This is a genomic window from Pseudomonas sp. MOIL14HWK12:I1, from assembly GCF_000510705.1.
Lineage (GTDB): Bacteria > Pseudomonadota > Gammaproteobacteria > Pseudomonadales > Pseudomonadaceae > Chryseomonas > Chryseomonas oryzihabitans.
This window is the reverse complement of the sequence record NZ_KI783307.1, coordinates 705,374-721,802: the sequence shown is the minus strand read 5'-3', so window position 1 is coordinate 721,802 and position 16,429 is coordinate 705,374. Positions and strand designations below refer to the sequence as shown.

The 16,429-nt window shown below is 67.5% G+C and carries 17 protein-coding genes; 3 read left to right on the top strand and 14 right to left on the bottom strand.

Annotated features, from left to right (window positions below; all coding sequences use genetic code 11):
* Positions 1 to 5: 5 nt before the first annotated feature.
* Both PSEK12I1_RS0113370 and PSEK12I1_RS0113365 read right to left on the bottom strand, forming a co-directional pair.
* Positions 6 to 983 (bottom strand): ABC transporter permease, encoded by a 978-nt coding sequence (locus tag PSEK12I1_RS0113370; protein WP_027601854.1) that lies wholly within the window; start codon positions 981 to 983, stop codon positions 6 to 8.
* The gene (locus PSEK12I1_RS0113365; RefSeq protein ID WP_027601853.1) at positions 980 to 3,202 is read right to left on the bottom strand and encodes an ABC transporter substrate-binding protein; all 2,223 of its coding nucleotides are present in this window, start codon (positions 3,200 to 3,202) and stop codon (positions 980 to 982) included. The genes PSEK12I1_RS0113370 and PSEK12I1_RS0113365 overlap by 4 nt, the downstream gene beginning before the upstream one ends.
* Before the next feature lie 88 nt (positions 3,203 to 3,290).
* Between PSEK12I1_RS0113365 and PSEK12I1_RS0113360 the strand changes: the two genes are divergently transcribed.
* Positions 3,291 to 3,812: a cupin domain-containing protein gene (locus tag PSEK12I1_RS0113360; RefSeq protein ID WP_027601852.1), complete on the top strand. Its 522-nt coding sequence runs from the start codon at positions 3,291 to 3,293 to the stop codon at positions 3,810 to 3,812.
* Positions 3,813 to 4,173: 361 nt separating this feature from the next.
* Here the strand turns inward: PSEK12I1_RS0113360 and aroQ are convergent, their stop codons facing one another.
* The 6 genes from aroQ to PSEK12I1_RS0113330 are packed head-to-tail and all read right to left on the bottom strand — an operon-like array spanning position 4,174 to position 8,482.
* Complete coding sequence (gene aroQ / locus PSEK12I1_RS0113355) at positions 4,174 to 4,620, bottom strand: type II 3-dehydroquinate dehydratase (RefSeq protein ID WP_027599901.1); 447 nt, start codon at positions 4,618 to 4,620, stop codon at positions 4,174 to 4,176.
* Positions 4,621 to 4,628: 8 nt separating this feature from the next.
* Entirely contained in the window at positions 4,629 to 5,447 is an 819-nt protein-coding gene (gene aroE / locus PSEK12I1_RS0113350; RefSeq protein ID WP_027601851.1) for a shikimate dehydrogenase, read from the bottom strand.
* A complete protein-coding gene (locus PSEK12I1_RS0113345; protein ID WP_027601850.1) occupies positions 5,444 to 6,676 on the bottom strand; it encodes a CaiB/BaiF CoA-transferase family protein in 1,233 nt (410 codons plus the stop codon). The genes aroE and PSEK12I1_RS0113345 overlap by 4 nt, the downstream gene beginning before the upstream one ends.
* Positions 6,673 to 7,131: a MaoC family dehydratase gene (locus tag PSEK12I1_RS0113340; RefSeq protein WP_027601849.1), complete on the bottom strand. Its 459-nt coding sequence runs from the start codon at positions 7,129 to 7,131 to the stop codon at positions 6,673 to 6,675. Before PSEK12I1_RS0113340 ends, PSEK12I1_RS0113345 begins: the two co-directional genes overlap by 4 nt.
* 8 nt (positions 7,132 to 7,139) lie before the next feature.
* Positions 7,140 to 7,535, bottom strand: a complete 396-nt coding sequence (locus PSEK12I1_RS0113335; protein ID WP_027601848.1) for a VOC family protein — start codon at positions 7,533 to 7,535, stop codon at positions 7,140 to 7,142.
* A complete protein-coding gene (locus PSEK12I1_RS0113330; RefSeq protein ID WP_027601847.1) occupies positions 7,532 to 8,482 on the bottom strand; it encodes a ketopantoate reductase family protein in 951 nt (316 codons plus the stop codon). Before PSEK12I1_RS0113330 ends, PSEK12I1_RS0113335 begins: the two co-directional genes overlap by 4 nt.
* Positions 8,483 to 8,573: 91 nt before the next feature.
* Between PSEK12I1_RS0113330 and PSEK12I1_RS0113325 the strand changes: the two genes are divergently transcribed.
* A complete protein-coding gene (locus PSEK12I1_RS0113325) occupies positions 8,574 to 9,482 on the top strand; it encodes a LysR family transcriptional regulator (protein ID WP_027601846.1) in 909 nt (302 codons plus the stop codon).
* 66 nt (positions 9,483 to 9,548) lie between these two features.
* Here PSEK12I1_RS0113325 and PSEK12I1_RS0113320 read toward each other — a convergent pair whose 3' ends face one another.
* The 4 genes from PSEK12I1_RS0113320 to PSEK12I1_RS0113305 form a co-directional block, all read right to left on the bottom strand.
* Complete coding sequence (locus tag PSEK12I1_RS0113320; RefSeq protein ID WP_007160292.1) at positions 9,549 to 9,995, bottom strand: Hsp20 family protein; 447 nt, start codon at positions 9,993 to 9,995, stop codon at positions 9,549 to 9,551.
* A 130-nt stretch (positions 9,996 to 10,125) separates the two neighbouring features.
* Positions 10,126 to 10,284 (bottom strand): hypothetical protein, encoded by a 159-nt coding sequence (locus tag PSEK12I1_RS24795; RefSeq protein WP_007160293.1) that lies wholly within the window; start codon positions 10,282 to 10,284, stop codon positions 10,126 to 10,128.
* Positions 10,281 to 10,865: an alpha-ketoglutarate-dependent dioxygenase AlkB gene (locus PSEK12I1_RS0113310; protein WP_027601845.1), complete on the bottom strand. Its 585-nt coding sequence runs from the start codon at positions 10,863 to 10,865 to the stop codon at positions 10,281 to 10,283. The genes PSEK12I1_RS24795 and PSEK12I1_RS0113310 overlap by 4 nt, the downstream gene beginning before the upstream one ends.
* A gap of 2 nt (positions 10,866 to 10,867) precedes the next feature.
* Positions 10,868 to 11,125 carry a hypothetical protein gene (locus PSEK12I1_RS0113305; protein WP_007160295.1) on the bottom strand — a complete coding sequence of 86 codons (258 nt, stop codon included), beginning with the start codon at positions 11,123 to 11,125 and terminating at the stop codon, positions 10,868 to 10,870.
* 105 nt (positions 11,126 to 11,230) lie between these two features.
* Here PSEK12I1_RS0113305 and rapA point away from each other — a divergent pair, with 105 nt between their 5' ends.
* Positions 11,231 to 14,065 carry an RNA polymerase-associated protein RapA gene (gene rapA, locus PSEK12I1_RS0113300; protein ID WP_027599909.1) on the top strand — a complete coding sequence of 945 codons (2,835 nt, stop codon included), beginning with the start codon at positions 11,231 to 11,233 and terminating at the stop codon, positions 14,063 to 14,065.
* A 727-nt stretch (positions 14,066 to 14,792) separates the two neighbouring features.
* Here the strand turns inward: rapA and dhbA are convergent.
* Entirely contained in the window at positions 14,793 to 15,548 is a 756-nt protein-coding gene (gene dhbA, locus PSEK12I1_RS0113295) for a 2,3-dihydro-2,3-dihydroxybenzoate dehydrogenase (RefSeq protein ID WP_007160297.1), read from the bottom strand.
* Between the two features lie 11 nt (positions 15,549 to 15,559).
* Entirely contained in the window at positions 15,560 to 16,423 is an 864-nt protein-coding gene (locus tag PSEK12I1_RS0113290; RefSeq protein ID WP_007160298.1) for an isochorismatase family protein, read from the bottom strand.
* Positions 16,424 to 16,429: the final 6 nt, after the last annotated feature.

The window sequence follows — 16,429 nt, the reverse complement described above, 5'->3', positions numbered from 1 at the left end:
GGCGGCTACCTGAAGCGAACGCGCGGATCGGCGAGGGTGTAGGACAGGTCCGCCAGGATCAGGCCGACGATGTAGAGCACCGACCCCAGGAACACCATGGTGCGGACCACGGCGAAGTCCTGGCCGTTGATGGCGTCGATGGTGTAGCTGCCCAGGCCGGGAATGCCAAAGAAGGATTCGGCGATCAGGCTGCCCATGATCAGCAAGGGAATGGCCGAGACCACCCCGGTGAGGATAGGCAGCGCCGCATTGCGCAGCACATGGCGCAGGAGCACCTGGCGCTCGGCCAGGCCCTTGGCGCGGGCGGTGCGCACATAGTCCTTGCCGATCTCTTCGAGAAACAGCGCGCGATAGAAGCGGGCCTGGCTGCCGAGGCCGGCTATCACCGCCACCAGCACCGGCAGGGCCAGGAAGCGCAACAGATTCCAGCCTTCTTCATAGCCGGAAAAGGGCACCAGGCGCAGCGTCTTCGCGAACAGCCACTGGCCGGCGATGATGTAGAACAGCGAGGAGATCGACAGCAGCACCACGCAGAGCACCACGCCCCAGAAGTCCAGCCGGGTGGCGCGAAAGAACACCAGCAGCAGGGCGAAGCCGACGCTGGCCGCCAGGCCGAGCACGAAGGTCGGCAGCGCCAGCGCCAGACTCGGTCCAGCGCGCTCGGCGATCTCCCGACCGATGTCGCGGCCGCTGTCGGAGGTGCCGAAGTCGAACACCAGCAGACTGGCCGACCGTTCGAAGAAGAGCGTATCGGTCAGCTGCTCCATTCCTTCACGGGTGGTATTGATGAGCAGCGGCTTGTCGTAGCCGTGCTCCGCCTTCCAGTCCTCGATGGCTTCGGCGGTGACGTACTTGCCGCCGATGGCCAGGCGCGCCATGTCGTCCGGGGTGTTGACGGTAAAGAACAGCAGAAAGGTCAGCAGATTCACGCCGATCAGGATGAGCACGCCATAGGCCAGGCGCCGCAGCAGATAGCCGATCATGGCCGCCCCTCCCCGTGGCCGTCGCCAAAGGCGGTCTGGCGCTCACGCCGCCGGAGGCTGCGCCAGGCCGGCCAGATCAGCAGCAGCCCCAGCCCCAGCAGCAGCCACAGCGGCCAGAGCACCGGCCGGTTCCATTCCAGCACCTTGCGCTCGCGCAGCGCCGGGTCCAGGCGCAGATAGCGCAGCTGATCGCGCACCATCTGGGTCGGCTTGGCGTTGTAGACCCACTGCTGATAGGCCCCGGCCGACAGGGGATTCCAGCCGAACAGCCAGGGCGCGTCCTGCTGCACGAGGGCGACCATGCGCCGGATCAGGGCGACCTTTTCCGGTCCGTCATCGAGACTCTTCATCTGCTCGAACAGCCGGTCGTATTCGGCATTGCTGTAGTTGCCGGCATTCTCGCCACCATGCTTGGCCTTGCCCTGGGGACCGTAGAAGAGGAACAGGAAGTTCTCGGCATCGGGATAGTCGGCGTTCCAGCCCCAGAAGAAGATCTGCGCCGCGCCCTTGCGCATCTTGTCCTGGAATCTGTTGTAGTCCGAGCCGCGTAGTTCCAGCTGGATGCCCAGCTTGGCGGTCTGCTGGCGCATCCAGTCGAACATGGCGCTGTCGCCGCTGGTCTGGGCGTCGTATTGCAGGATCAGCGGCCGCCCGCTGCTGGCGTCGCGGCCATCGGGATAGCCGGCTTCGGCCAGCAACTGTCGGGCCTCTTCGATGGGTCGCCGCTCGGGTTTGCCATCCACCATTCGATAGACCACCGGGTTGCTGCCGGCCGGCAGCGCTTCGTAGCCCAGCACGCCCGGCGGCAGCGGGCCATTGGCGACCAGGCCGTTGCCGTTTAGAAAGACGGTGATGTAGCTCTCCCAGTCGAAGGCGATCGACAGTGCCTGGCGCAGCTTGCGATTGCGCACCTGCTGCTCGGGCGTTGCGCCCTGCCCCACCACCGGATCCAGCCAGTTGAAACCCAGGTACCAGTTGGACGCCTCCACCGCGGTGGGTAGCTTGAGGCCACGCTCGCGGTAGAGCTCGGCGGAATCGGCCGAATCACCGGCCTTGGTGCGCAGCGCCACGCCATATTCGCCGCGCTCGACCTGGGGGGTGTCGTAGTAGCCCTGGATGAACTTGCCCATCAGCGGCACCCCTTCCTTTTCCAGGCTGAACACCGCGCGGTCGATCAGCGGCATGGGCTTGCCGCAGTCGTCCAGCCGACCCTGTTCGCGATCCTCGGGCTCCCCTTCGCAGGGATAGGGATCGGCGTGGTAGTTGGGATTGCGCTCCAGCACATGGCGGCGATTGGGGATGGACTCGGCCAGGCGATAGGGTCCGGTGCCCACCGGCCAGCTGTTGAAGCCGAGGTTGTGCTCGGCCATCCCCGGCTGGCTGTAGAAGCGATCCGCCTCCCAGGGCACCGGCGCGGCGAAGGTCATGGCCAGCCAGTAGTTGAACTGGGGGTACTTGCCGATCACCCGCAGCCGCAGGGTGTGGTCGTCCAGCACCTCGACCCCGGGCAGCTCGCCCTGGCGCAGGTCCAGCCAGGGCAGCGGCGCGCCCCTGGGCAGGCCGGCGCGCAGGGACTTGTCGGCGGCGCGCAGGCCGTCGCCATAGGCCTGCATGCCGACCAGATGCTCGGCGAAGATGGCGTAGCTGGGCGAGACCAGCCGCGGACTGGCCAGGCGACGCAGGCCGTAGGCGTAGTCGGCGGCGGTCAGGGCGCGGCTGCCGGTCTCGGGAAAGTCGGGGATCTGGTAGCGATCGGCCAGGTCGGCGGGCTGGATCGGGAAGTAGCGGTAATGGCCCTGGGCATCGCGGGCGAAGGCCGGATGGGGCGCATAACGGGCGTCGCGGCGGATGGGGATGTCGTAAACGCTCTCGGCGATCTGCGCGGCCGGTGCGTCGTCCGGCAGGCGCCGGCCTTGGGCATCCAGGTAGTAAGGCGTGACCACCCGCTCGGCGCCGCGGGGGATCAGCTCGTAGGGCCGCTTGAAGTAGTGGTAGCCGTAGAGGGGTTCATAGATGTTGTAGGTGAAGTTGGTCTCGTCGCCGGAATAGGAACTGGCCGGATCGAGGTACTTCGGCGAGCGGGTGGTGAAGGCGGTATAGAGGGTATTCTGACCTTCGGCTCCGGCGCGGTAGGGGCTGTTGATCGGCGTATCGGGTGAACAGCCACCGAGCAGCGCCAGGGTCAGCAGTGCGAGGAGTTGTCTGGACAGTCTGGGCATCGCGTTCCTGCACCGAAAGGGACCTGAGGCGGCAGCGTCCGCCTAACCGGCTAAGCTTGAGCTATTTTCCCGCGAGGCGCAGCACCCCATGCAATCCCGGAAAGATTTCGACAAGATCGTCCACTGGTCCCAGCTCCAGGCGCCCGACGGCCCCGGCTATGCCGACAGTGACGAGCGCTTTTCCCTGGGTGCCGCCTTCGGCCGCCACTTCGGCTTCGCCCGCCTGGGCATCCACCACGAATGGCTGCCACCCGGTCGCCGCACCTCGCGGCCCCATGCCGAGGCCACCGAAGACGAATTCATCTATGTGATCTCGGGCCACCCCACCGCCTGGATCGACGGTCACCTCCAGCGCCTCAAGCCGGGCGACGGGGTGGGTTTCAAGGCGGGGGATGGCGTCGCCCACACCTTCATCAACGAGACCGACGAGCCGGTGGAGTTGCTGGTGGTGGGCGACACCAGCCGGGCGGACAACCGCCTGCACTATCCGCTGCATCCGGAATACACCGCCGGTCTGGGGGACAAGCAGTGGCAGGACTGTCCCAAGCGGGAACTGGGGCCGCATACGGGTGAGGCGATATCGCGCAAAAAGGACGACGAGTGCCCTTGAATCCGTTGCGACTCCCCGCCTCCATCCGCGCCAACGCGGGACTTCTCACCCAGTTGCAATTGGCGCCCGATACCTGCCTCGGCTATAGCGAGCATCAGCTTGAGTCTCATGCCGAGAGAAGCGGTGCCTCCCTACCCTGCTTTATCGCGGCCATGGGCCGCTCCTACAGTGTAGGAGCGGCCCATGGCCGCGATAGCCTGCACACGGCTCCTTATCCTACTGTTGGGCTGCGGCGATGGAGCTGCCTCAACCCCACAGGGCCTCAGCCAACACCTTGGTGCGAGGAAAACGCTGCGCGGTTTTCCACCCTACGCGGGATCTGTGGGAGCGCTCCCTTTTCCTCGGGGTGGGGGTCGGCGGCTCAGGCCCTACGCGCCTGGGCCGCGCTCACCGCCGCGCGCAGTGCCAGCAGGTAGCTGTCCACGCCGAAGCCGGCGATCTGCCCCAGCACGATCTCGGCGAACACCGAGTGATGGCGAAAGCTCTCCCGCGCATGGATGTTGGACATGTGCAATTCCACCACCGGGACGGTAAGGATCGCCAGGGCGTCGCGGATGCCGTAGCTGTAGTGGGTCCAGGCGCCGGCGTTGATCAGCACCCCGTCGACGCCCTCCTCGTAGCCCTGGTGGATGCGCTCCACCATCGCCCCTTCGTGGTTGCTCTGGAAGGACTCTATTTCCACCCCCAATTCCGCACCGAGGGCCGCCAGCCTGGCGTCGATCTCGGCCAGGGTCACGGTGCCGTACTGCACCGGATCGCGCTTGCCGAACATGTTGTGGTTGATACCGTGCAGCATCAGGATCTTCATGGGATCGCTCATGTCAGGGGAAGGGTCAGCCGGTCGATGACCGGCCGGGTCTCGGGGCGCACACCGCGCCACCAGGCGAAGGCTTCGGCCGCCTGCTCCACCAGCATGCCCACGCCGTCGGCCAGTTGCGCCACGCCCTGTTCCTTAGCCAGGCGCAGGAAGGGCGTCAGCCCTTTGCCATAGGCCAGTTCGTAGGCCAGCGCCGCCTGGGCAAAGACGTCGGTCGGGACCGGTGGCAGCTCACCGACCAGGCTGGCCGAGGTGGCGTTGATCACCAGGTCGAATCTCTCCCCTTGCAGGGCCTCGTAGCTGCTTACACTCAGCAGCGGATGCCCGATCTCCTGGGCGAGCCCGGCGGCCTTCTGCCTATCGCGATTGACCATCACCAGCGCCGCCGGCCCGGCCGCGAGGAAGGGCAACAGGGCGCCGCGGGCCGCGCCCCCGGCGCCCAGCAAGAGCACCCGCTTGCCGGCCAGCGGCTGGCCGAGGTTGACCTCGATGTCGCGCAGCAGGCCGATGCCGTCGAAGTTCTCCGCCAGCACCCGCTCCCCCTCGAACTTCAGCGCATTGGCCGCCTTGGCCAGGCGCGCCCTTTCGCTGGGCTCGGTGGCCAGCTGGAAGGCCTGCAGCTTGAAGGGCGCCGTGACATTCATGCCCCGCCCGCCCTGGGCGCGAAAGCGCGCCACGTCACCGGCAAAATCCTCCAGCGAGCCTTCGATGGCACCGTACTTCAGGTCCTGGCCGCTGGTTGCGGCGAACAGCCCATGGATGAGAGGGGACTTGGTGTGATTGATCGGGCGGCCGATCACCGCGTAGTGGTCGGTCATGCCGGCATCTCCTGGGTGAAGAGCACGCCATCGGCCTGCAGCTGGGCGATCTCGTCCGCGCTGTAGCCCAGGCTCCGGGCCACGGCGGCGTTGTGCTCACCGAGATCCGGCGCCACCTGCTGGATGGTGGTGTCGCAGTCGGAAAAGCGGAATGGCAGATTGGGCATGCGCAGGGTGCCGAAGCGCGGGTGCTGCTGCTCCTGGATCATGCCGCGGGCCTTGATCTGCGGATCCTCGATCACCTCGTCGATGCGCTGCACCTTGGCGCAGGGCACGTCTATCTCGTCGAGCAGCGCCAGCAGCCGGGCGACCGGATTGGCCGCCACCCAGGCCTTGACGATGGGCAGGATAACTTCGCGATGAGCGTTGCGGCCGGTGGAGGTGTGGAAGCGCAGGTCACTGCCGAAACCCGGCTGGCCAGCGTCCTGTTCGACCAGGGCGGCGAAGCGCTTCCAGGAGTCGTCCACCTGGGCGGCGATGACCAGGTCGCCGTCCTGGGCGCGGAATACGCCATAGAGGGTCGAGGTGGGCATGTCGTGACCGGTCTGCTGCGGCAGGATCTCGCCGCCGGACAGGGTGTAGCACTGCACCGCGTACTCGTGCATGGACACCAGGGTGTCATACAGCGCCATGTCGATGTGCTGGCCGCGGCCGCTGGTGACCCGGCCGAGCAGCGCCGCGTTGATGGCGGCCACCGCGTGGGCGCCGGTGTACATGTCGCCCAGGGAGATGCGCAGCAATGGTGGTGCCTCGCCCGGCGTGCCGACCATCTGCATGATGCCGCTCTTGGCCTCGGCGATCAGGCCGAAGCCGGCGCGATGGGCATCGGGCCCGGTGTGGCCGTAGGCGGAAATCGAGCAGTACACCAGGCGCGGATTGCGCGCCGACAGCTCCGCATAGCCCAGGCCGAGCCTGTCCAGGGCGCCGGGCCGGTAGTTCTCGATGAAGACGTCGGCGCTGTCGCAGAGCTGCTGCATGAAGGCCTTGCCGCGCGGGTCCTTCATGTTGACGCTGACGCCCTGCTTGCCCATGTTGAGTTGCAGGAAGTAGCCGCTCTGCTGGTCGTCGAGGACGAAGGCGTGCTGGCGCCCGGCATCGCCGCTGCCGGGACGTTCCACCTTGATCACCTCGGCGCCCAGCGCCGCCAGGCAGCGCCCCACATAGGGACCGGCGAGGAAGTGGCTGTAGTCGATGACCCTCAGGCCTTGCAGCGGCAGTGGCTGGCTCATAGGGCGCCCTCCCGCCGCGGCACCATCAGGCGGTGCTCGCCGCGCTGGACCACCTCGCCCTTCTGGTTGATCAGCTCGGATGGCAGCACCACGATGCCCCAGCCCGGCTTGCTCTTGCTGGGTCTCATGGACCCGACGCGCATCTTCACGTGCAATTCGTCGCCGACGCGGATCGGCAGGAGGAAGTCCCAGGTCCAGCCCAGCGACATCCCCGGCAGGAAGCGATAGTCGCACTGGGTCTTGAGGCCGTCGGCGATGGAGAGCCCCATCAGCCCATGGGCGACCAGGCCGCCGAAGTGGCTGGCATTGGCATAGGCCTCGTCGACGTGGACCGGGGTGTGGTCACCGGTCAGGTCGGCATAGGCCAGGATGCGTTCCTTGGTGACCAGGTAGCTCGGGGTGATCGCCTCGTCGCCTTCGCGGGCGTCCTCGAAATATTTTTCTTGTACGGTCATGGTCGCTGTCACTCGGCTTGACGGGCGTTGACGGCCAGGGCGTCGTGCACGGCGCGGGCCGGCACGGCCTGGATGAATTCCAGCGCCAGGCCATCGGGCAGGCGCAGCCAGTTGTAGCCCTGGGGCAGTTGCTCCACACCCTCGAAACGCCGGGCGGCGGCCAGGGCGGCGTCGAGGTCCTCGCACATCAGCCCCAGGTGGCCCAGGCGCCCCTCGGGGCCGGCGAAATCCGGCTTGCTCATGAATTGCATACCGCCCAGGGTCCAGTACTGGGTGGGCTGGTCGACCGTGCCCTGCACCTCGCGCAGGGTCATGCCGAACACCTCGTGGAAGAAGCGGATGTGCCAGTGGATGTCTTTCACCCAGATGGCCACGTGTTCCAGATAGGCCTTGGGAATGCTCATGATGTGGCGTCCTCTTGTTGTCGATCGGCCAGGGCGCGCTCGATGCCCTTGATGCAGGCGACCAGCGTGGCGTTGACCGGGGTCGGTACGCGGTACTGCTGGCCGAGCCGCACCACCGCGCCGTTGATGAAGTCGATTTCGGTGATGGAGCCCCTCTGCAGGCTCTGCAGCATGGAGGTCTTGAACGACGGCGCCAGCCCTTCGCGGGCCAGTTGCCAGGCGGCTTCAGGTTCCTGCAGCCCCAGCTCGACCCCGGCGGCGCGGGCCACCGCGATGGCCTCGGCGACCGCCTGCAAGGCGGTGTCGCGCAAGAGCGGCTCGCTATAGAGCTGGCCGTAGGTGAGCTGGGTGATGCCGGTGAGGGCCCCGGTGGCGACGTTGACCTGCAGCTTGTCCCACAGGGTGCCGCGGATATTCGCGCTGACTGTGGTTGCCAGCCCCGCGCCGGCAAAGGCCTCGGCAACCGCCTGCACCCGCGGAGTGAGCTGGCCGTCGAGTTCGCCGATGAGGGTCTGCTTGCCGGCCACCCCGCTGCGGATCCGCCCCGGGCCGAGCAGCACCCCGCCGACATAGGTCTTGCCGGCGATCACCCGCTCCGGGCCGACGATCTCGGCCAGCAGCTCTTCGTGGCCGAGGCCGTTCTGCAGCGACAGCACCAGGGTCTCGGGACCGACCAGCGCCAGTGCCTGGCGCATGGCCTCGGCCGTGGCGAAGGACTTGACCAGCACCACCACCAGGTCGACCACCCCGACCGCCTCGGCGCTCATCGCCGCCCGTACCTGGACCCGGCGACGGCCCTCGGCGGTCTCGATGTCCAGGCCGTCACGGGCGACCGCCGCGATATGGGCATTGGGCCGGTTGAGCAGCCAGGCCTCGTGCCCCGCCTCGCTCAGCCAGGCGCCAAAGGTGCTGCCCAGGGCGCCGGCCCCGAGGATGCAGATTTTCATGGATCGGGCTCCTTGTTTTCGCCCTACCCTAGGCCCGCGTCTGCTATTGAGCTATACAAAGAGCCCAATTCGCCCATCAGGAATGCTGATAATGCTGCCGACGGACGGCCTGCCCGAACCCAAGCTGCTGATGCTGTTCGAGGTGCTCTATCGCACCGGCAGCGTGACCCGGGCCGCCGAACAGCTGGGTCAGAGCCAGCCCACCATCAGCCTCTGGCTGGGCAAGTTGCGCCAGCAGCTGCGCGATCCGCTGTTCGTGCGCACGCCTGGCGGCATGAAGCCCACGCCCCAGGCCGAGGCCCTGATCACCCCCTGTCGTGAGGTGCTCGAGTCCCTGCGCCGGCTGGTGGCCTGGGAAGTCGCCTTCGAGCCCGCCACCGCCCAGCGGCTGTTTCGCCTCTGCCTGAGCGATGCCAGCCACATCACCCTGCTGCCGCGGATCCTGGCGCAGTTGCGCGAGGTGGCGCCCGGGGTGCGGCTGGAGATCGCGCGGATCGACGGTAACACCGAGCAGGCCCTGGAGATCGGCGAGGCGGACCTGGCGATCGGCTTCATTCCCTGGCTGGGCGGCAGCCTCTATCAGCAATTGCTGTTTCCCCAGGATTGGGTCTGCCTGGTCAGCGCCCGCCATCCGCGCCTCGGCGAGCAGCTGACGGCCACGGCCTATGCCGAGGAGGGCCACGTGCTGGTCAGTGCCGGCACCGGGCAGAAGCTGCTGGAAGCGGGCCTGGTCAGCGCCGGGGTGCAGCGCCGCATCGTGCTGGAGCTACCGGGCTTTCTGGGCGTCGGCGCGGTGGTCGGCACCTCGGACCTCATCGTCACCCTGCCGCGGCATATCGGCACCACCCTGGCGGAGACCTATGGCCTCAGGGTCCACGAATGCCCGGTACCGATCGAAGGCTTCGCGGTCAGGCAGCACTGGCACGCGCGCTATCACCAGGACGCCGGCAACCGCTGGTTGCGCGGGGTGCTGCTGGAGCTCTTCGGTCAGGGCCGCTAGCGCCGGGGCCGCAAACGAAAAAGCCCCAGCACGGGGCTGGGGCTTTTGGGCAGGACGCCTGGACGATCAGTTGTCCAGAGCCGGGCGCTGGCCGGCGATGGCGATGCGCTTGGGCTTGGCTTCTTCCGGGATCACGCGCACCAGTTCGATGCTCAGCAGGCCGTGCTTGAGATCGGCACCCTTCACCTCGATATGGTCGGCGAGGCGGAAGGACAGCTTGAAGGCGCGCTGGGCGATGCCCTGATGCAGGAAGGTCACGCTCTCGGCGCTGTTTTCGCGCCGGCCACCCTTGACGGTGAGCACGCCACGCTCGACTTCGATCTCCAGGTCATCTTCCTGGAGGCCGGCGGCGGCGATCACGATGCGATACTGGTCGTCACCGTGTTTCTCGACGTTGTAGGGCGGATAGGAGCTGCCAGCGTCGTTGCGCAGAGCGGATTCGAACAGGTCGTTGAACCGGTCGAAGCCGACGGAATGACGGAACAGCGGGGCCAGGGACAGTACGTTGCTCATGGTGAATCTCCTGATAGGTTCAGCAAGTTTCGGTGTTGCCTGCGGGACCCGACTTCGGCATCCCGCATGAACCTAGATAGGAATCCCCCACAAAATTTCAAGGGCGAATCCCGACGAACGGTAGTGCCCGCTATTTCTTCTTCGGCTTGCGCTTTTTCTTCTTGGCGGCGGTCAGCGGCAGCGCCTGCTCGAAGGCCGAGCGCACCTCCTGCAGCCGGCGCTCCTTGAGGTCGTGGATGCGCTTGCCGCGCTCGGTGGTGAAGTCGATGAGATTGCTGTCGTCGCTCATGTCGCTATCCGGCGAAAGGTGAGATTCAGCCGCAACCCGCTGGCTTTGCGGGTCTTGGCGATCTGGTGCTGCCAATGATGCTGGGTCGTGCCGGCCATGACCAGCAGGCTGCCGTGACCCAGTTCCAGGGAATGGCCGATGCGGCTGGTGCCCTTGCGGCGGAAATCGAAGCGCCGCGCGGCCCCGAGGTTGAGCGAGGCGATCAGCGGATTGGCGCCGAGACTGGCCTCGTCGTCGCTGTGCCAGCCCATGGAATCCTGGCCGTCGCGGTAACGGTTGAGCAGCACGCCATTGAAGGCCTGGCCGCAGGCCGCCTCGACGGCTTCACGGATGAGTTGCAACAGCGGCGTCCAGGGCAAGGCGGCGTGATCCAGGCCGGCGTAGCCGTAGACCACCCCGGGGTCGGCATACCAGGCGACCTGTCGCGGCACCGGGTGCCAGCGGCCAAACACCCGCACCTGCGGCTGGCTCCAGGGGGTTTCGGCGTCCAGCTGCTGCAGCCAGGCATCGGCTCGTTCCGGGGATAGCCAGTGCGGGTGGAAGGCCAGCTCGGCGTCGTCCAGCTCCAGGCGCTCGAGCATGGCTAGACCCGCAGATCCACCTGGGCGCCCACCTGCTCCGGCTCTTCCAGGGCCTGGGCACGTTCGGCGCCAAGGCCCTGGCGCAGGGCTTCGCGCTGCCGGCGGCGGCGGCGCGCCTCGCGATCCAGGGTCGCTTCGTCCTCCAGCGGGGCGTGCGCCGTTTCGGCAGGTGCCGTCACCGGCGCGACCACGGGGCGCACGGGCGCCGGATCCAGCTGGTTGGGTGGGGTCACGCCCAGGGGCGGAACGATGGGGATCATGACGGGGACCTCGAATTCGCGGACTGCGGCAAAGAGCGCGTTAGGCTTCTGACTCCGCTTTCGCTAAAATAGCCGGCTTTTTGATAGCTGGGGAGAAGCTTCCACATGGCGTCGCATCAACCGGGACAACGCTGGATCAGTGACAGTGAGGCCGAACTGGGCCTGGGAACCATCCTGGCCCTGGACGGCCGCCTGCTCACGGTGCTCTATCCAGCCACCGGTGAGACGCGCCAGTATGCCCAGCGCAACGCCCCGCTGACCCGGGTGCGCTTCGCCCCGGGCGACGAGGTGACCCATTTCGAGGGCTGGAAGCTCACCGTGCGCGAGGTCTCCGAAGAGGACGGCCTGCTGACGTACCACGGCTTCACCGCCGAGCGCGAGGCACGCAGCGTGCCCGAGGCCCAGCTGTCGAACTTCATCCAGTTCCGCCTGGCCAGCGACCGCCTGTTCGCCGGGCAGATCGATCCCCTGCCCTGGTTCGGTCTGCGCTATCACACCCACGAGCACCGCAACCGCCTCCTGCAGTCCAGCCTCTGGGGCCTTGGCGGTACCCGCGCCCAGCCGATCCCGCACCAGCTGCACATCGCCCGCAGCGTGGCCGACCGGGTCGCGCCGCGCGTCCTGCTGGCCGACGAAGTGGGCCTGGGCAAGACCATCGAAGCCGGCCTGGTGATCCATCGCCAGCTGCTCAGCGGTCGCGCCAGCCGCGTGCTGATCCTGGTCCCGGAAAATCTCCAGCACCAGTGGCTGGTGGAGATGCGCCGCCGCTTCAACCTGGAAGTGGCGCTGTTCGACGCCGAGCGCTTCATGGCCAGCGAAGAGGGCAACCCCTTCGAGGACGCCCAGCTCGCCCTGGTCTCCCTGGACTGGCTGGTGCGCGACGAAAAGGCCCAGGATGCCGCCTTCGCCGCCGGCTGGGACCTGTTGGTGGTCGATGAAGCCCACCACCTGGTCTGGCACCCCGAGGGCGCCAGCCGCGAATACAGCCTGGTCGAGCAACTGGGCGAGGTCATCCCCGGCGTGCTGCTGCTGACCGCGACCCCCGAGCAACTGGGCCAGGACAGCCACTTCGCCCGCCTGCGCCTGCTCGATCCCAGCCGCTTCCACGACTTCGCCGCCTTCCAGCAGGAGTCCCAGCACTATCGCCCGGTGGCCGAAGCCGTGCAGGAACTGCTCGACGCCGGCGCCCTCAGCCCGGCCGCCCAGGACGCCATCGGCGGTTTCCTCGGCCAGGAAGGCGAGACCCTGCTGAACGCTGCCGCCGCCGGCGATGCCGAGGCCCGCGCGCGCCTGGTGCGCGAGCTGCTGGATCGCCACGGCACCGGCCGCGTGCTGTTCCGCAACACCCGCGCCGCGGTCAAGGGTTTCCCCGAGCGCGAGCTGCACGCCCACGCCCTGCCCTTCCCGGATGCCTACCTGGACGAGGGCGTCATGCCCGGCCAGTCGCTGCAGCCGGAAACCGAATTCGCCCCGGAAGACGATAACGACCGCTGGTGGCGCCACGACGGCCGCGTCGAGTGGCTGATCGACACCCTCAAGGCGCTCAAGCCGCACAAGGTGCTGGTCATCTGCGCGCGCATGGAAACCGCCCTGGACCTGGAAGACGCCCTGCGCCTGAAGTCCGGCATCCCGGCCACGGTGTTCCACGAGGGCATGAGCATCCTCGAGCGCGACCGCGCCGCCGCCTACTTCGCCGACGAGGAATTCGGCGCCCAGGTGCTGATCTGCTCCGAGATCGGCAGTGAGGGCCGCAACTTCCAGTTCGCCCACCACCTGGTGCTGTTCGACCTGCCGGCCCACCCAGACCTGCTGGAGCAGCGCATCGGCCGTCTCGACCGGATCGGTCAGCGCCACACCATCCAGCTGCACGTGCCCTACCTCGAAGGCAGCCGCCAGGAGCGTCAGTTCCAGTGGTACCACCAGGCGCTGAACGCCTTCCTGGCCACCTCGCCCACCGGCAGCGCCCTGCAGGCGCGCTTCGCCAGCGAGCTCGACGAGCAGCTGGCCGGTGGCGACGACGCCACCTGGCAGGCCTTGCTGGAACAGGGCGCCCAGGCGCGCGCAACGCTGGAAGCCGAGCTGCACAATGGCCGTGACCGCCTGCTGGAACTCAACTCCTCCGGCGCCGGTGCCGGCGAGCAACTGGTCGAGGACATCCTCGAGCAGGACGACCAATTCGCCCTGCCGATGTACATGGAAGAGCTGTTCAACGCCTTCGGCATCGACAGCGAAGATCATTCCGACAACGCCCTGATTCTCAAGCCCAGCGAGAAGATGCTCGACGCCGGCTTCCCCCTGGGCGACGACGAAGGCGTGACCATCACCTACGACCGCAACGTGGCCCTGGTCCGCGAAGACATGCAATTCCTGACCTGGGAGCATCCCATGGCCCAGGGCGGCATGGACCTGGTGCTGTCGGGCTCCATGGGCAACACCGCCGTGGCGCTGATCAAGAACAAGGCGCTCAAGCCGGGCACTGTCCTGCTGGAGCTGATCTACATCAGCGAGGCGGTGGCGCCGCGCGCCCTGCAACTGGGCCGCTACCTGCCGCCCCTGGCGATCCGCTGCCTGCTGGACGCCAACGGCAACGACCTGGCTGCCCGGGTGGCCTTCGAGACCCTCAACGATCAGCTGGAAAGCGTGCCGCGCACCAGTGCCAACAAGTTCGTCCAGGCCCAGCGCGACTCCCTGGCCAAGCTGATCGGCGGTGGCGAAGGCAAAGCCCTGCCCCGCCACGAGGAACGCGTGGCCAAGGCCCGCCAGGCCTACCTGTCGGGCATGGACGAAGAGATCGCCCGCCTGGAAGCCCTGCGCGCGGTCAATTCCAGCGTCCGCCAGGACGAGATCGACCGCCTGCGCCAGCAACGCGAAGAAGGCCTGACCTACCTGGACAAGGCCTCGCTGCGCCTGGAAGCGATCCGGGTGCTGGTGGCGGGTTGAGTGGAGGGCTTCGTTAGCGAAGCTCTTCAGCAATACCAATCGCGGCCATGGCGGTCCGCCGATGCGGCCGCTCCTACAGGTTGAGCACAGACTGTAGGAGCGGCCTCGCGATGCGTTTCATGACAATACCCTGGGCTTCGCTATCACTCAGACCAACCTGGCTACTCTCCCGCTGCCAGCGGTCGAGCCCCGGTTCACCGCCGTATCTTTGAGTCCGTAGCGTGGAAAACGGCGCAGCCTTTTCCACTGGGCTTTCTAGCCAGGGGCGCCCTCACCCCAACCCTCTCCCGAGGGGAGAGGGGGCTATCCGAGCAGGCGTTCAGGATTTTCCGCCCCGGCAAGCTCGGGATCGGTCGCGAGGCAAGCCGTAGGTTGGGTTTAGACAGCCCCATCGTCGAAGCCCAACAGGCGGGGGCGAACCCATCGCGTTGGGCTTCGCTGGCGCTCAACCCAACCTACGGCACCGCTCGGCCACGTAGCGTGGAAAACGGCGCAGCCTTTTCCACTGGGCTCCCTAGCGAGGGGCGCCCTCACCCCAACCCTCTCCCGAGGGGAGAGGGGGCTATCCGAGCAGGCGTTCAGCTTCTTCTGCCCCGGCAAGCCCGGGATCGGTCGCGAGGCAAGCCGTAGGTTGGGTTGAGACAGCCCCATCGTCGAAGCCCAACAGGCGGAGTCGAACCCGCCGTGTTGGGCTTCGCTGGCGCTCAACCCAACCGACGAAAACCTCTCACGCCGCCAGGGTCGCGCCGCCGTCCACCACGATGTCCTGCATGGTGATATGGCTGGCCAGGTCCGAGGCGAGGAACAGCACGGTGTTGGCGATCTCGTCGGGCTGGGCGATCTTGCGCAGCGGGATGCCCAGCTTGAAGTCTTCCGGCAGGCCGTCCACCAGGCGTTGGTAACCCTCGGGCGAGCCGAGCATGCCGGCCAGCATGGGGGTCGCCGTGGAGCCCGGCGAGACCACGTTGCAGCGCACGCCCGACCCGGCCAGTTCCAGGGCCACGCAGTGGCTCAGGGACACCAGCGCCGCCTTGGAGGTGCAGTAGCCGGCCATCTGCAGGCGCGGCACATGGGCGGCGTTGGAGGCGATGTTGACGATGGCGCCCCGGCCCTGGGCCTTGAACAGCGGCACCAGCTGGCGGAACAGGTAGAAGGGGCCGGAGACGTTGACGTCCAGCAGCGCCTGCCAGTCGTCCAGGCTCAGGCTGTCGCTGGTGCCCAGGCGCAGCACGCCGGCGCCATTGACCAGCACGTCCAGGCGGCGCTCTTCAGCCAGCAGCGCCTGGCAGACGTCCTCCACCTGGGCCGCGTCGGCGACGTCCAGTAGCTGGGTGCGGAACGGATAGCTGCCCTCGGCGAATTGCCGGTCGAGGCCGATCACCTCGGCGCCCGCTTCCTGGAAGCGCCGCGCCACCTGCAGCCCGATGCCCTGCCCTGCGCCGGTCACCCAGACGCGCTTGCCGGTGAAATCCAGTTGCGTCATCAGCAGATTCCTCAGGCGCGCGCGCGCAGCAGGTCCAGCCAGCCCTGCAGGGTCGGCTGGGCGGCGAGATCGGCGAAGGTCACCGGCAGACCGCGCTTCTGCCACTCGCCCACCAGGGTCATGACCTGCACCGAGTCCAGGCCGAAATCGGTGAGGTTGTCGTCCAGCGCCGGTGCTTCATCATCGGCGTCCAGCAGCGGCTGGACCTGGGCGCGCAGCCAGGCTTCATCGAGCACGGCCGCACCCGCGCCGGTGACCTGGGCGGTGCTCAGGGTGCTGCCGCAGCGGGTAGCCACGTAGCGCAGCGCCATGCGGTGCTCTTCTTCGCTGAAGTCGGCCACGGCGTCGCCGATCAGGAAGGCCTGGATATCCCTCATGAAGGCATCGGTGCAGGTGGTCAGGCAGCCGATATGGGCATAGACGCCGCAGACGATCAGCTGATCGCGCCGCCATTCGGTCATCAGGTCCTGCAGGTTGGAACGGTGGAAGGCGCTGTAGCGCCACTTGGTCAGCACCACGTCGTCAGCCTTGGGCGCCAGCGCGTCCACCACCTGCTGCAGCGCGGGATCGGCCTGGGTCAGGCCCGGGCCCCACATGTCGTTGAGCAGGGCGCGATCGGCCGGCGGCTGGTCGGTGGGCTGGGCGGTATAGACCACCGGCACGCCCTGGGCATCGGCCCAGGCGCGCAGGGCGGCGATGTTGGCCACCACCTGATCGATCAGCGGGCTGTCGTCGCCATAGAATTCGACGAAATAGCGCTGCATGTCGTGGATCAGCAGCACGGCGCGATCGGCCACGGGCGTCCAGTCCACCTTGTTGGCGGGGAAGCCGTCGGGCTGGGGCAAGGGATAGGAGGCAAGACGGGGAATAGCCATGGGAAA